Source organism: Achromobacter sp. GD03932 (assembly GCF_029839485.1).
Classification (GTDB): Bacteria; Pseudomonadota; Gammaproteobacteria; order Burkholderiales; family Burkholderiaceae_B; genus Achromobacter; species Achromobacter bronchisepticus_A.
The window spans coordinates 1-13682 of sequence record NZ_JAOCAT010000013.1 but is presented as its reverse complement, the minus strand read 5'-3'; the positions used below and the strand labels follow the sequence as shown (position 1 = coordinate 13682).

Below are 13682 nucleotides of genomic sequence, written 5' to 3'. Positions count from 1 at the left end.
CCATGCCGCGCGCCACGGTCCGCCTGCAACTGCATGCCGGCTACACGCTGCACGACGCCCACGCTTGCGTGGACTACTACGCGGACCTCGGGGTCAGCCACCTCTACCTGTCGCCCATCACCTGCGCCCGCCCCGGCTCGACGCATGGCTATGACGTCATCGACCATGGCGCGGTCAATCCGGAGCTGGGCGGAGAGTCGGCGCTGAGGGACCTGGCCCGGGCGGCCCGCCGGCGCGGGCTGGGCCTCATCGCGGACATCGTGCCCAACCACATGGCGGCACACCCCGCCAATGCCTGGTGGCGCGATGTGCTCGAACACGGCGCCGCAAGCGCGCATGCGCGCTGCTTCGACATCGACTGGAACGCGCCGGATCCCGCGCTGCGCGGCAAAGTCCTGCTGCCCATCCTGCCCGACTCCTACGGCGAGTCGCTGAATCAAGGCGTAATGGCGCTGCGCCACGACGCCACTACCGGGCGCGTCGAATTGGAGGTCTCGGGCCAGCGTTATCCCGTGGCGCCGGAATCGCTTGCGCGCGGGCTCGATCCGCAAACCCTGCTGCGCCGCTGCGACCCGGCGCGCGCATCCGGCCGCGAGCGCCTGCACCGGCTGCTGCAGAGCCAGCATTACCGGCTGGCCTGGTGGCGCTGCGCTGCCGATCAGATCAACTGGCGGCGCTTCTTCGAGATCAGCGAGCTCGTGGGCGTACGAGTCGAGGACGAAGCCGTCTTCGATGCCGTGCATGCGCTGCCGCTGCGCCTGTACGCGCAAGGCCTGCTCGACGGACTGCGCATCGACCACATCGACGGACTGGCCGCGCCGGGCGCCTATCTGCGCAGGCTGAATCGATGCCTGGCCGAAGCCGGAGCCAGCCGTCCGCCGGCTTGCGCCCAATCGCAAGCCTATCTGGTGGCGGAGAAGATCCTGGCGTCGGACGAAGCGCCCGATGGGCGCTGGCAGCTGCATGGCACCACCGGCTACGACTTCATGGATCAGGTCGGCGCCTTGCTGCACGACCCGCAGGCCGAAGCGCCGCTGCGGGCGTTCTGGCAGATGCTCACGGGCGATCTGCGCACGCCGCAGCGCCAGCTGGAAGCGGCGCGCACGCGCATGCTGCAGCGGCACTTTTCCGCGGAACGCCTGGCGCTGGTCCGCTGTCTGGAACGTTTGGCGCGGCACGACCGCCGCACCCGCGACTGGTCCGCGCCGGCCATGGACCGCGTGCTGTCCGCGTGGCTGGCGGCCTTTCCGGTGTACCGGACCTATGCAGAGGACGGCGGGCGCAGCGACGCGGACCGCGACCACTGCGATGCAGCCGCGCAACGCGCCGCAACCCTCCTGTGCGCCCTTCCCGGCTCGGCTGACGCCGCCTTGCTGGCGCAATTGGACCGTTGGCTGAGCGGACGACCCGCCGACCCCGCAACGGCGGATCATGCCGCCGCGCCGCTCGCGCAAGGTGAAACGGAAGCTGCGCAATCCCTGCGCCGGTTCCAGCAACTGACGCCGCCGCTGGCCGCCAAAGCGCTGGAAGACACGCTGTTCTATCGCTACGGCCCGCTGCTGTCGCGCAATGAAGTCGGCGCATCGCCGCAGCGGTTCGCGCTGGCGCCCGAGGCTTTCCATGCTCTGGTCGAAGCGCGGGCGCGCGAATTCCCCCACGCCATGCTGGCCACGGCCACGCATGACCACAAACGCGGGGAGGACGCACGCGCGCGGCTGGCGGTGCTATCGGAAATGCCGCAAGCCTGGCGCAAGACCGCGTATCGCTGGATCCATGCCCTGCCCGACGCCGGGCAACTCACCTTGGCAGACCGCTACCTGCTGGTGCAGACGCTGATCGGGGCTTGGCCCGCCGGCTGGGATGCCGACATCATCGAACAGCGGCCGGCAAGCGTGGCCGCATGGATCGAGCGCGTGGCGCAGTGGCAGCTCAAGGCGCTGCGCGAAGCCAAGCTCCATACCAGTTGGACGGATCCTGACTCCGCTTATGAAGCCGCCGGGCTTGGCGCACTGGAGTTTCTGCGGGACGCGGCCCCCGGCCGGCGCCTGCTGGCCGAAATCGCCGCATACGCCCTGGAGCTGGCCCCCGCCGGCATGATCAACAGCATGGCGCAGACGCTGTTGCGCAACACGTTGCCGGGCGTGCCGGATCTGTACCAGGGTACGGAGTTCTGGGACGTAAGCCTGGTCGACCCTGATAACCGGCGCGCGGTCGACTATCCGCCGCGGATAGCCATGCTGGCCCGCGCTCGCGCCAGCGCCGCCGTCCGACCCAGCGCAGCGGACTGGCGCAGCGGCGCGGTGAAGCAGGCCCTGATCCAGCGCCTGCTGTCGGCGCGGCTGCGCCACTCGGCATTGTTCGGCCAGGGCGAGTGCATCCCCCTGGCTGCAACCGGGACGCATGCACGGCACGTCGTCGCCTGGCTGCGGTGTCATGAAGACGAGTGTGCCGTGATCGCCGCGCCGCGGCTGTGCGCCCTGCGCCTGTCCGGCTACGCTCGCGGCGAGCCGCGGGCGGCGCGGGAATTCTGGGCCGATACCGCGCTGTGCCTGCCCGATGCGGTCAGGGACTTGGCGTGGCGCGATGCAATGGGCGACGAAAAGGCGCGGCGCGGCGCCGACGGTGCGCTGCCCTTGTCCGATCTGCTGTGCGAACTGCCGGTAGCACTGTGGCTGTCACCGGCGGCTTGACGCTTCAATGACGATGCATGAAGCACAAACGGCCTTGTCCGCCCACAGCGGGACAAGGCCGTCCTTACCGCGATACCCGCCCGACTACAGGGCCCGGAACACGCGGTCTATGAGTCAGCGCGGCATCTTGCTTTGCTGGCCCGGGTTCTGGCCAGGTTGCTGCCGATCCTTGTCGGCATGCTGGCCGGATTGGCCGGGCTGCTGCTGCCCGGGCTGATTGCGGTCCCTGGGGTTTTCCTGGGCCTGTTGCTTCTGTTGCTGCTTTTGCTGGTCGGGCTGGTTCTGATTGGGCATTGCAAGTCTCCTGGAAGACGGAAAAAGCTCCGCCGCATTCCATACAGCAACCCGCGTGCCCAAACCCGCGCGGCGGTCAGTCCGCAGCCCCGCGTACGAGGGGGACGCAAGGACCGCCGGTAAAGTCCGGCCAGGTTGGTAAAAAATACGCTGCGCGCCCAGTTCTATTGCGTGGCCGCGTGGCGTTTGCCGCGCGCTGACTGCGGTTCCTGGGCGGAAGCGTCGTAGGCGTCGAGCCAGGATGACGCATAGGCGGCGGGCGCGGCCAGCGGTTCGCCCTGGTCGCGTTGCGTGCGCAGCCGCACCGTCAATTCGTCCAGCGGCATGGGGCGGCCCAGCGCAAAGCCCTGGCCGTAGCGGCAGCCGGCCGCGCGCAAGGCGGGAATGTCCGCCACGTTTTCGACGCCTTCGGCCACCACCCGGCGGCCGAGCCGGTTCGCCAGTTCCGCGGCGGTGCGCAACACTTCGAAGGCGACGGCGCTGCGGCGCATGCGCGTGACGAAATACTGGTCGATCTTGACCTCGGACAGCGGCAGCGCCGACAGCAGCTTCAGCGAAGCGTGGCCGGTGCCGAAATCGTCCAGGCTGACCTCGCAGCCGGCATTCTCGAGCTTGAGCAGCGTGGCGCGCAGCACATCGAGTTCGCGGATGGGCTGGTCTTCCGTCAGTTCCACGCGCACCAGCGACGCGGGCAGCTCAGCCGCATAGATGCGGTCCAGCAGGAAATCCACCGCGGCCTCGTCCGACAAGGTGGAGGCAGGCGCATTGATGGCCACGGGAATGGCGATGCCGGCGCGCCGCATCGTCAGCAGCATGTCTATGACACGCAGGCAGACGCGCTCGAAAAGCACCTTGTCCAGGCCCAGGCGGTTGACGGCGGGAATGAAGTCGGAAGGCATGATGATGCCCAGGCGGCGATGCCGCCAGCGAGCCAGCGCTTCGGCCGACACGATCCGGCCTGTCAGCAGGTCCACCTGCGGTTGCAACAGCATGCGCAGGCCATCCTTGCCGGTGATCATGGCGGCGATCTCGTCGTCGCTCGCCACCGAGTCTGTGGAAGCCTCTTGATTCGACATCATGTCGATACTCCTTGCGCGCCCCTGGGCGAAAACCTGCGCTGTCCGGGCGCAGAAAGAGGCACATTGGACTGAGTATTCCCAGCTACAGCGCTTTTTGTATGCCATTTCCAGACTTTCTTCCAGGCAATTCTGCGCCGCTGCGGCGGCAAAGTCACATATATGTATCCATACGTATTAAGCTGCTCGGATTCATGAATGAAACGGCCTTTCCGGCCCCGGCCGCCGCCCTCGTCGGAAAGCCTTGTCGACATGGTAGGGTTTGCGACTACCGCCCTGCCGGGCCCACCGCCGCTGCTGCTGTATTCCTAGCGTGAAGAACCTGTATTTCCGTTGGCGCGCCTCCTTGCGCAACGTCCTCTGGCTGGACGCCCTCCAAGCCGCGGCCATCAGCGCCGCGCCCGTCATCCTGGCCGTGCTGGCGCACGAGCCGCGCCTGGGCTGGAGCGCCATCGCGGCGTTCTGGGCCTGCTTCGGGGATCCGGGCGGTCCCCTGCGCCAGCGCGCTGGCGCAATGCTCGCGCTGGGGCTGATAGGCGCGCTGTTCTGCTTTCTGGCCAGCGTCAGCGCGGCCCATCTATGGCTGCTGCTGCCCCTGACCTTCGTGTGCTGCACATTCGGCGGCCTGTTGCGCGTGCTGGGGCCGGCCGCGGCCATCGTCGGCACCTTGCTGTCCGCGGGCTTCGTGGTGGCGGCCGAACTGCCCGCCCCGACCTGGGCGGAAAGCCTCTCATACACGCTGTTTTTCCTGGCCGGGGCGGCCTGGGCCATCCTGATGACGGCGCTGGTATGGCGCCGGCGTCCCTGGAAGGACGCCACCCATGCGGTCGCGCACTGCTACCGCGGCCTGGCGGACTTTGCCGACGCGCTGGCCCGCATGTACTCGGGCTTGACGCCCGCCGCCAGCCCCCAGGCCTGGAGCGCGGTCACGCGGCCGCAGCGCAGCGCCCAGCGTGCGGCGCTCGAAGCCGCCCGCACCCGCATCCGCGAAGTGCAGGACGCGCGACCCTCGCGCCGCGCCCGCGCGCACCAGCTGCTGTACCTGCTGGACAATGCGGAGGACAGCTTCATCGCGCTGGTGGCCGCGGCCGATCTGCTGGAATCGAACGCGCCGCGCTGGCTCGGGCGCGGCGCCGGCGCCCATCTGTCGCATGCGCTGCACCGCTACGCCAGCCTGTGCAATGCCATCGCCAGCACTTCGGACGTCAACGACGCCAAGCAAACGCAGTGCCTGCGCGAACGCCTGGCCCATTACAGCGCCGGCCTGCATGAACTGCGCGGCAGCGCCCTGGCCCACGCACCCGAACTCGCCACCATGGCGCCGGTGCTGGACCGGTTGTTGCACACGGCGCAGGCCGTCACGCAGTCCCTGTTCGACCAGGGGCAAGCCCCGGCGGCGCCCACGCGCGACCGCCGCGCAGCCAACCCTGCGCAAGACGCCTGGCGCGCACTGCGCCAGAACCTGAGCTTCGAATCCGACGCCTTCCGCCATGCGCTGCGGGTAGGCGTGGGCGCCACCATCGCCGTGGCGCTGTCCAAGACCTTCGCCGTCAACCATGGCTACTGGATGTCGCTGACGCTGGTCTTCATCCTGCAGCCTTACTTCGCGACCACCTGGCAGCGCACGCTGGAACGCGTGGCCGGCAGCGTGGCCGGCGCCATCGGCGCTTCGTTGCTGGGCCTGTTCCTGAGCACGCCCTTGTCCGTGGCCCTGGCGGTCCTGCCAATCGCGCTGGGCACCTTCGCCGCGCGCACGATTCATTACGCGCTGTTCACGTTCTTCCTGACTTCGCAGTTCGTGCTGGTCACCCACATCCAGCAGCCCGAGATCCAGGAGCCGATGCTCGCGGCCCTGCGCGCGTTCAACAGCGTGCTGGGCGGCGTCCTGGCCCTGCTGGTGGGCTTTCTGGTCTGGCCCGAAAAGGAGCCGCGGCAACTGGCCGGCGCCCTCAGCCTGGCGCTGGAGCGTCACGCCGCCTATGCGCGCGCCCTGTTGCGGGCCAAGAGCGGCGATGCCGGCGATGGGCAGGACCTGGTGGCGCTGCGCCGCATGGCCTGCCTTTCCGCCGACAATGCGCAGGCGTCCTTGCAGCGGCTGCAGCAGAATCCGGTGCATCGCGACCGCAATGTCGGTACGGCGGAAAACCTGCTCAACGCCATGCGCCGCGTCACGGCGGCGGGTACGGTGCTGGAGCTGCAGCCGGCCCCGCCCGCCGGATCGCCCGCCGCCCAAGCGCTCTCCGAGTACGGTCCGGCCCTGGCGCATGCGCTGCATCCGCAGCAGCCCGCACCCCGCGCAAGCGACCGCCAACTGGCCGTGCCGCCTGCGGTGGCCGCGGGCTATCCGGAACTGGCAGCCCCGCTGGACCGCATCGCGCAACAGGCGCGCCAATTGCGCCAATTGCGCGAACGCGTGGAACGGACTCCCCCCGCGCCATAGCCTGCCGTTTGCGCTCGCCCCGGCGAACTGCCGCGGGCTTGACGCGCATCAAGGGCGAGAAGGCCGGAAAGCGTAACCATATGCACATGGCACGCTTAAACAAGGAGGCCTTCATGTACCGCCGCATTTCCGTCCACCTGGACCACGGATTCGACTGCAAACGCCGCATTGAAGCTGCCCTGGCCCTGGCCAAGCGGCACAAGGCCGAGCTGGTCGGCATCTACGCCAACGCCGCGCCGCCGCAGTATTACTACGGCGAGTCCGTGCTCATGTCGCGTTCGCTGGGCATCATCAAGGAGTTGCAGGCGCAAAGCCGCGACGCGGTGGAAACCGCCTTTCTGGAGGCCGCGGCCGAAGCGGACGTGCCCGCATTCATGCGCGCGGGTACCTCCTCGCCCAGCGAGACCGTGGCGCTGCTGGGCCGCACCACCGACCTGATCGTGGTCAGCCAGGAAAACCGCGAGGACGTCGAGGCCGCGCACGAGATCGAGTTCGTCGAACAGACCCTGCTGACGGCGGGCCGGCCGGTGCTGGCGATTCCGTCCAGCGGCGAATTCCCGGTCATCGGCGACCGCGTGCTGTGCTGCTGGGACGGCAGCCGCGAAGCCGCCCGCGCGCTGGCCGATGCGGCGCCGATATTGCGCCTGGCCTCGCACATGGTCGTGCTGACCATGGACGAAGGCGCCGCCAGCCCCAAGCATGAAGCGCCGTTCGAGGACCTGGCCACCTATTGCGTGGCGCAGGGCATGCCGGCGCCCGAGCATGTGCGCCGCGACATCAAGGGCGTAGGCGTGGGCAGCACCATCCTGAACGCCGCCGCCGACCATAGCGCGGACCTGATCGTCATGGGCGCCTATGGCCACAGCAAGCTGCGCCAGTGGGCGCTGGGCGGGGCGACGGCGTCCATCCTGAAGAGCATGACCGTGCCGGTCATGTTCTCGCACTAGCCTTGGCCTGCTAGCCCCGGCGCACCGGGGTCAGCACCGGCCTGCCGCCGAAGTGCGCCGTGGCGTTGTCCAGGAACAGCGCCACGGTGGCATGCACCGCTTCCGGCGAGCGCCCCGCGCTGTGCGGGGTCAACACCACATTGTCGAGCTCGATCAGTGCCTTGGGTACGTCGGGCTCGCCGTCCACCACGTCCAGGCCCGCGCCCGCAATGCGGCGCTCGGCCAAGGCCGCGATCAGCGCCTGCGTGTCCACCACGCTGCCGCGCGCGATGTTCACCAGATAGCCTTCCGGCCCCAGCGCTTCCAATACCTGCGCGTCCACCAGGTGGCGCGTGTCCGTTCCGCCCGGCGTCGCCACCACCAGGAAATCCGATGCCGCGGCCAGCGCGCGCGGGCTGTCGAAGTAGGCATAGCCCGATTCCGGGCGAACGCTGCGGCTGTAATAGCCCACGCTCATGCCGAAGCCGTTGGCGCCGCGCCGCGCGATTTCCAATCCGATGGTGCCCAGGCCCAGGATCCCCAGCCGCTTGCCGGTGACCTGCGGTCCCATGAAGCCGCTCCAATGGCCCTGGCGCACCGACGCATCCGCTTGCGGCAGGCGTCGCGCCGCGCCCAGCATCAGGGCCATGGCATGGTCCGCCACCGATACCGCATTCGCGCCCGGACCATGGGTCACGACGATCCCGCGCTCGGCCGCAGCGGCCAGATCGATGTTTTCGTAGCCCACGCCCAGCGAGCAGGCGATTTCCAGCTTGGGCATCGCCGCCATTTCCTGCGCGTACAAGCCGGTAGCTCCGCGCGTGAGCACGATGCGGATCTCCGAGCCGTGATCACGGATCGCCTGCGCGCGTGAATCGGCGGTAGGCGCAAAAATCGCGCGAAAGCCGCGCGCTTCGATTTCGGGCAGGTAATCCTGCACGCTTTCTATCAAGACAAGCAAGGGGATGGTCATGTCGGGAATGCCGCGGATGGCGGAGGGCTGCACAAAAACCCGGCGATCTTACGCCTGGGCGCAAGCCCGCGCCACCCGCCGGTCCGCCAGACGGCCGCCCGGCGCTCGGACCGATGCGCGAGCCGTCCGACACGGCTCGCGCCTTCATGACCGCATTGGACCTGCTAGAGCCGGCCGGTCAACAGCATCACAATCAGGACGATCAGCAATATGCCCAGTATGCCGCTGGGGTAATAGCCCCAACCGCGGCTATGGGGCCAGGCCGGCACGGCGCCGACCAGGAGCAGGATAAGAATAATCAGCAGGATGGTCGACATGGCGACTCCTCGGTTCTTGTTGGGATCAGGGAAAAGCCACAGCCCGCGTCAGGGGCTGGGCGGCGTGATCTCCTTGCCGGGCGGCGACAAGGGCGGCAGGTCCACGTCCGGCTCGTCGGTATCCGGATCAACAGGCAGGTCGCCGGGCGGCGAACCTGGCGGGATCGGATCTGGCTTGGGCGGAACGTGCAGGTAGTACGAGTACGCGATGTGCATGGCTGTCTCCGGGGAAAATCCACTCCTCCGTCAGCAAGCCGCGTGCCCAGCCCCTTCGTCGAGGATCGCGGGCACGCCGCATGCTGATGGCAGCGTCCCTGTCCCCCTGTTTGCCGCAGACGACATGAACCCAAGTTCCCGAACGGCGCCCGCCCGCGGCGGCGCAGCGCTGGTCTACTACGACGACAGCCAGGCAGGCTATGCCCGGGTCCGTGTCAACGGCAGCGCCTTCCACTACCTGGACGCCCAAGGCAGACGCATACGCAGCGCGCGGGAAATCAAGCGCATCGACGCCCTGGCAATACCGCCGGCATATGAAGAGGTGTGGATCTGCCCTACCCCGCTCGGGCATCTGCAGGCCACCGGGCGCGATGCCCGAGGACGCAAGCAGTACCGCTACCACTCCGATTGGACCGCAGTGCGCGATGCGAGCAAGTACCAGAGCCTTGCAGCCTTCGGCCAGACGCTCCCGCGCATACGGCGGCAGGTCGAGCGCGATCTCCGTACCGCCGGGTTGTCCCAGAACAAGGTGATAGCCGTACTGGTACGTTTGCTAGAGACGACGCTGGTGCGCATCGGCGCGCGCGAGTACGCCCGAACCAACAAGTCCTATGGCCTGACCACGCTCAAGCGGCGGCACGCCAGCGTGACGGGCGACAAGTTCCGCTTCCGCTTCCAGGGCAAGAGCGGCGTGACCCACGACGTCAGCGCCGCGGACCGGCGCGTGGCGCGCATCATCAAGCGCTGCCTGGACATACCCGGCCAGCAACTGTTCCAGTATCTGGACGCGGACGGCGGCAGCCATCCCGTCGATTCGGGCGCGGTCAACGCCTATCTGCGCGCTGCCGGCGCGGGCGACTTCACGGCGAAACACTACCGTACCTGGGCAGGCTCCGTCATGGCCTATGCCGCCCTTCAGGCGAACCCGCACGAGAGCGCCGCCCAGGCGCAGAAGACGGTGGTGGACGTGGTCAAGCAGGTCGCGCGGCGCCTGGCCAATACGCCAGCCGTATGCCGCGCCTGCTATGTGCATCCGGCCATTCTGGCCGCCTACCTGGACGGCACGCTACCCGCGCGCTCAGCGGCGCCGCGGGGTCCCCGTGGACTGAGTGCGGACGAACGCCGCCTGCTTGCCTTCCTGGGCGGAGAGGCCGCTGCGGCGGCGAACGCCAAGCAAGCATCAAAGGATCGATGAGCGCGCGTTCTTGGCCCGCGGTTGCGGCGCGGAACCGTCCGTCCAGTTCGACTCGGTGCGCGTGTCGGCCACGACGCGCTTGTCGCGCGCGGCCTCGTCCGGGGTCGAGGCGTCTGGTTTATCCGGTCTGCGCGGCACATCGACGAGAGCGCGCGGCGGCAGTATCTTAGCGTTGTCTTCCGCCCGCTTGCCGGCTTGCGCCGGCTTCGCGGATCCGGGTATGGATGCTGGCTTCATGCGTGGCTCCTGCAGTGGCTCCCCCGTAGGGAATACGGTTCCCATGCTAGGGCTCCAGGCCGCTGCGGTCATCGCAACGCGGCATCAAATTGCAAGCGGATGTGCCCCCCCCCCCAGGCTTGCCCGTTGCTGCGCGTACCGGGCGCACACAAGGAGATGCAATGCGAGACCAAAATTTCGAGCAATGTGTGCAAGCCTGCTATGAATGCGCCGTCGCCTGCGATGTTTGCGCGTCCGCCTGCCTGCGCGAGAACCCGGCGCACATGCGGCGATGCATTGCGCTGTGCACCGATTGCGGCGCGGTTTGCCGGCTTTGCGCGGCCATGCTGGCACGCGACGGCGAGTTCGCCAATGCGCTTTGCACCTTGTGCGCGTTGATATGCGATGCGTGCGCGCGCGAATGCTCATCGCACGAGGCAGAGCATTGCCAGGTGTGCGCAGGCGCGTGCCTGAGCTGCACCCTGGCCTGCCGCGACATGCTGGAGGCCTGAAACCTTCCGATCCGCTGCGCGGCCGCCCGGGCCGGTCCGCGCAGGCGCATTTCCCGCCCGACAGCCAGGAGCTACCGATGGCCTCTACCAACACCCCCCTGCCCTCAGACTTTCCGGAAAACGGCCCGGACAACCGCGGCGCGCACAGGCGAGCACGGCATCCCGAGGCCTGGATCGACGATCTGGAAGCCACGCTCAGCGATGCCTCGGCGACCGATCTTGAGGCGCTCAAGGCGCGCCTGTCCGAACAGCTGCACGCCACGCGGCGCAGCTTGCGAGACGCTTCCGACCACGCCGGCGACCTGATGCGCGAGACCATAGACTGCACCGAGGAGTACATCCACGCCCGGCCCTGGCAGGCCATCGGCCTGGTGGCCGGCGCAGCTTTCCTTTTTGGCGTGGTGGTGGGACGGCAGTAGCCCCGGCGCGCGGCGGGCCAGGCATGGCATTTGCTCGGCAATGGGGAGGCGCCTGTCGCGCCTGCCCACCAGGAGGCCCACATGAGCAAGCCCGATCAAGCCGACACCGGCGCCCGCCCGCATCCCACACCGCCCATGCCGGCCCAGCACCTGGAAAAGCCGGGGCAGGAAGCCGACATGGTTCTCAAGCCACAGTACCAGGCGCCGCAGTACAAGGGCAGCGGCAAGCTCGAGGGCATGGTTGCGCTGGTGACAGGCGGCGATTCCGGCATAGGGCGCGCGGTCTGCCTGCTGTATGCGCGCGAAGGCGCCGACGTAGCGGTCGTCTATCTCAACGAGCAAGAGGACGCTGAAGACACCCAGCGCGCCGTGGAAAGCGAAGGCCGCCATTGCCTGCTGATCGCAGGCGACGTACAGGAACCCGCGTTTTGCGAACAGGCGGTGGCACAGACGATCGGGGCGTACGGCAAGCTCGACGTCCTGGTGAACAACGCCGCCTATCAGCAGCACACGGACACGCTGCCCGAGATCAGCGACGAAAAGTGGGACAAGACGCTGCGCACCAATATCACCGCCTACTTCCAGATGGCGCGCGCGGCGCTGCCGCATCTGCGCGCGGGCGCCTCCATCATCAATACCGGATCGGTCACGGGCCTGCGCGGCAGCGCCAGGCTGTTGGACTACTCCACCACCAAGGGCGCGATCCATGCCTTTACGCGATCGCTGGCCGCCAACCTCGCCGCCAAGGGTGTTCGTGTGAACGCAGTGGCGCCGGGACCCGTATGGACGCCGCTGAATCCTGCGGATCAAAGTCCGGAGAAAATCACGGAATTCGGCAAGCACGCGGACTTGGGGCGGCCGGCGCAGCCCGAGGAAATCTCTCCGGCCTATGTCTTCCTGGCCTCGCCCGTGTGCGCCAGCTACATCACCGGCATCGTCCTGCCCATTACCGGCAGCGCGGGCGATTGAGGCCTGCGCTGCCCGTTACTTTGCCGGCGCGATCGATGCGGGCGCTTCGCGCGACGCGGGTGAAACCGCCGGCGCTTCGCCCTTTGTTGCCGGCTGGATCTTGTCCGCATCGGCGGGCGGCGTGCGTTGCAGCTTGCGGCCCATTGCCAGATGTTCGGCCAGCATGGGCAGCGCGCGCACGGCGAAATCGCGCACCTGCGGATCCTTGGACTCGCGCGCCGCCGTCTCGAACAGGCGGTTGGCGGTAGTATGCGCGTCCACTGCCGCCTTTTCGATATAAAGCGCGTCGAAGTCGGGGCCGGTCCTGTTGCCCAGCTGTTGCAGGGTGTCGCGGTCGGGTTCGGACGGTTCCGCTGGCAGCTTCACCTGCTTGCGTCCGGCCAGGGTCTTCAGCTGGGCGTTCATGGCGCCATGCTGCTCCAGCATCCGCGCGGCGTATGCTTTCACGTCGCGGTCCCCCGCAAGCTTCTTCGCCAGCTCCGCCGCTTCCACCTCGAACATGCCTGAGCCCGCCGCCGCCTGCAGGAAGCGCGCTTCCGGCTCCGCCAGCTCCTGCGCCTGCACCCCGCCCAGCACGCCGGGCGCGGCCAGCAGGCATAGCGCGACGACGCCGCAGAGCCATAAGGTTTTTTTCATCTCCGTCTCCCTCGGCCTAGTTCGCCATCGTCGACGCTTCCACATGCCGCGGCGGCGTCAAGGGGTCGAAGTCTTCCCATTTGCCATTCAACCAGCGGCCCTGTGCGCGCTCGATGTCCGTGCCGCCAGCCTGCGTCAGCACGGTTCTTGCCAACGCATCGCGGTCCGGCGATATGTGCAGCGCCAGCATCACGCCCGCCTGGCGTACGGCGGGATGCGCGTCACGGGCGACGGACGCCGCCGGATGCCTGCGCCGTCCGCGCCCGATCACCCATAGCGCGCCGGCCAGCGCGCCGAGATAAGCGCCTACCCCCGCAGCGGCAATGACGATCAAGACCGAAGCCCCGACCCGGGCGGCGATCAAGCCGCCCAGCAGCGCAAACACCAGACCCAGCGCGGAAGCGCCCGCCACCGCGCCGAAATGGCCGCCCCGGGCGTCGGGGTCGGCCACGCGGTCGCCGCCTATCGGAAAGCGCGCGTGTTCACCCGCCGTGTTGATGTAGAAGGTATGGATGTCTTCTTCGGTGAATCCTTCGGCGCACAGCTTGCGCGCCGCCTCGGCGGCGTGGTCGAAAGTGTCGAAACGGGCGGCAACGATCAGGGACATTGTGCTCTCCATCGGGAATCATTCCCTCGTTGCCAGCAACCGCCGTGCCCGCCCTCAGGCATGGCAGTTGCTGTGGCGCTGGCGAGCGGCCTGGTCCGGCGGGTTCAGAGGCCGTCCGCCCGCAGTCCCGCCTACCCGCATTCTGCGTAAGGACTTCCACATGGACATGCCCGGCGACCAAGAAGATTTTTCCGAA

Annotated in this window: 15 protein-coding genes; 7 read left to right on the top strand and 8 right to left on the bottom strand. The window is 68.3% G+C overall.

Going from position 1 to position 13682, the window contains the following annotated elements:
- The first annotated feature begins 2 nt into the window (after positions 1 to 2).
- On the top strand, positions 3 to 2690 hold the full coding sequence (gene treY, locus N5C88_RS13900; RefSeq protein ID WP_280015583.1) for a malto-oligosyltrehalose synthase: 2688 nt from the start codon (positions 3 to 5) through the stop codon (positions 2688 to 2690).
- Between the two features lie 114 nt (positions 2691 to 2804).
- Here the strand turns inward: treY and N5C88_RS13895 are convergent, their stop codons facing one another.
- Together N5C88_RS13895 and N5C88_RS13890 are read right to left on the bottom strand one after the other, a co-directional pair.
- A complete protein-coding gene (locus N5C88_RS13895) occupies positions 2805 to 2984 on the bottom strand; it encodes a hypothetical protein (RefSeq protein ID WP_059376020.1) in 180 nt (59 codons plus the stop codon).
- Between the two features lie 164 nt (positions 2985 to 3148).
- Positions 3149 to 4063 carry an EAL domain-containing protein gene (locus N5C88_RS13890; RefSeq protein WP_118932434.1) on the bottom strand — a complete coding sequence of 305 codons (915 nt, stop codon included), beginning with the start codon at positions 4061 to 4063 and terminating at the stop codon, positions 3149 to 3151.
- A 310-nt stretch (positions 4064 to 4373) separates the two neighbouring features.
- Here N5C88_RS13890 and N5C88_RS13885 point away from each other — a divergent pair, with 310 nt between their 5' ends.
- Both N5C88_RS13885 and N5C88_RS13880 read left to right on the top strand, forming a co-directional pair.
- Complete coding sequence (locus tag N5C88_RS13885) at positions 4374 to 6500, top strand: FUSC family protein (protein WP_118932435.1); 2127 nt, start codon at positions 4374 to 4376, stop codon at positions 6498 to 6500.
- A gap of 113 nt (positions 6501 to 6613) precedes the next feature.
- Positions 6614 to 7447, top strand: coding sequence for a universal stress protein (locus N5C88_RS13880; protein WP_118932436.1), 834 nt, complete (start codon positions 6614 to 6616; stop codon positions 7445 to 7447).
- Between the two features lie 10 nt (positions 7448 to 7457).
- Here N5C88_RS13880 and N5C88_RS13875 read toward each other — a convergent pair whose 3' ends face one another.
- The 3 genes from N5C88_RS13875 to N5C88_RS13865 all read right to left on the bottom strand — a co-directional run bounded on the left by N5C88_RS13875 (position 7458) and on the right by N5C88_RS13865 (position 8932).
- Positions 7458 to 8399: a 2-hydroxyacid dehydrogenase gene (locus N5C88_RS13875; protein ID WP_280015504.1), complete on the bottom strand. Its 942-nt coding sequence runs from the start codon at positions 8397 to 8399 to the stop codon at positions 7458 to 7460.
- Between the two features lie 164 nt (positions 8400 to 8563).
- A complete protein-coding gene (locus N5C88_RS13870) occupies positions 8564 to 8716 on the bottom strand; it encodes a DUF3309 family protein (RefSeq protein WP_013393887.1) in 153 nt (50 codons plus the stop codon).
- Positions 8717 to 8764: 48 nt separating this feature from the next.
- Positions 8765 to 8932 (bottom strand): hypothetical protein, encoded by a 168-nt coding sequence (locus N5C88_RS13865; RefSeq protein WP_013393888.1) that lies wholly within the window; start codon positions 8930 to 8932, stop codon positions 8765 to 8767.
- Positions 8933 to 9056: 124 nt separating this feature from the next.
- On the opposite strand from N5C88_RS13865, the gene N5C88_RS13860 reads away from it, so the two are divergent.
- Positions 9057 to 10127 carry a DNA topoisomerase IB gene (locus N5C88_RS13860; RefSeq protein WP_059376010.1) on the top strand — a complete coding sequence of 357 codons (1071 nt, stop codon included), beginning with the start codon at positions 9057 to 9059 and terminating at the stop codon, positions 10125 to 10127.
- Here N5C88_RS13860 and N5C88_RS13855 read toward each other — a convergent pair.
- Positions 10113 to 10364, bottom strand: coding sequence for a hypothetical protein (locus tag N5C88_RS13855; RefSeq protein WP_280015503.1), 252 nt, complete (start codon positions 10362 to 10364; stop codon positions 10113 to 10115). The genes N5C88_RS13860 and N5C88_RS13855 overlap by 15 nt on opposite strands.
- A 161-nt stretch (positions 10365 to 10525) precedes the next feature.
- Here N5C88_RS13855 and N5C88_RS13850 point away from each other — a divergent pair, with 161 nt between their 5' ends.
- From N5C88_RS13850 to N5C88_RS13840, 3 genes are all read left to right on the top strand, one after another.
- Entirely contained in the window at positions 10526 to 10855 is a 330-nt protein-coding gene (locus N5C88_RS13850; RefSeq protein ID WP_059376006.1) for a four-helix bundle copper-binding protein, read from the top strand.
- A 77-nt stretch (positions 10856 to 10932) separates the two neighbouring features.
- On the top strand, positions 10933 to 11274 hold the full coding sequence (locus N5C88_RS13845) for a DUF883 family protein (RefSeq protein WP_054454257.1): 342 nt from the start codon (positions 10933 to 10935) through the stop codon (positions 11272 to 11274).
- An 81-nt stretch (positions 11275 to 11355) separates the two neighbouring features.
- On the top strand, positions 11356 to 12243 hold the full coding sequence (locus N5C88_RS13840; protein WP_280015502.1) for an SDR family oxidoreductase: 888 nt from the start codon (positions 11356 to 11358) through the stop codon (positions 12241 to 12243).
- Between the two features lie 15 nt (positions 12244 to 12258).
- Here the strand turns inward: N5C88_RS13840 and N5C88_RS13835 are convergent, their stop codons facing one another.
- Together N5C88_RS13835 and N5C88_RS13830 are read right to left on the bottom strand one after the other, a co-directional pair.
- Positions 12259 to 12879 carry a DUF4142 domain-containing protein gene (locus N5C88_RS13835; RefSeq protein WP_059376001.1) on the bottom strand — a complete coding sequence of 207 codons (621 nt, stop codon included), beginning with the start codon at positions 12877 to 12879 and terminating at the stop codon, positions 12259 to 12261.
- 16 nt (positions 12880 to 12895) lie between these two features.
- A complete protein-coding gene (locus N5C88_RS13830; protein ID WP_280015501.1) occupies positions 12896 to 13486 on the bottom strand; it encodes a hypothetical protein in 591 nt (196 codons plus the stop codon).
- Positions 13487 to 13682 lie beyond the last annotated feature (196 nt).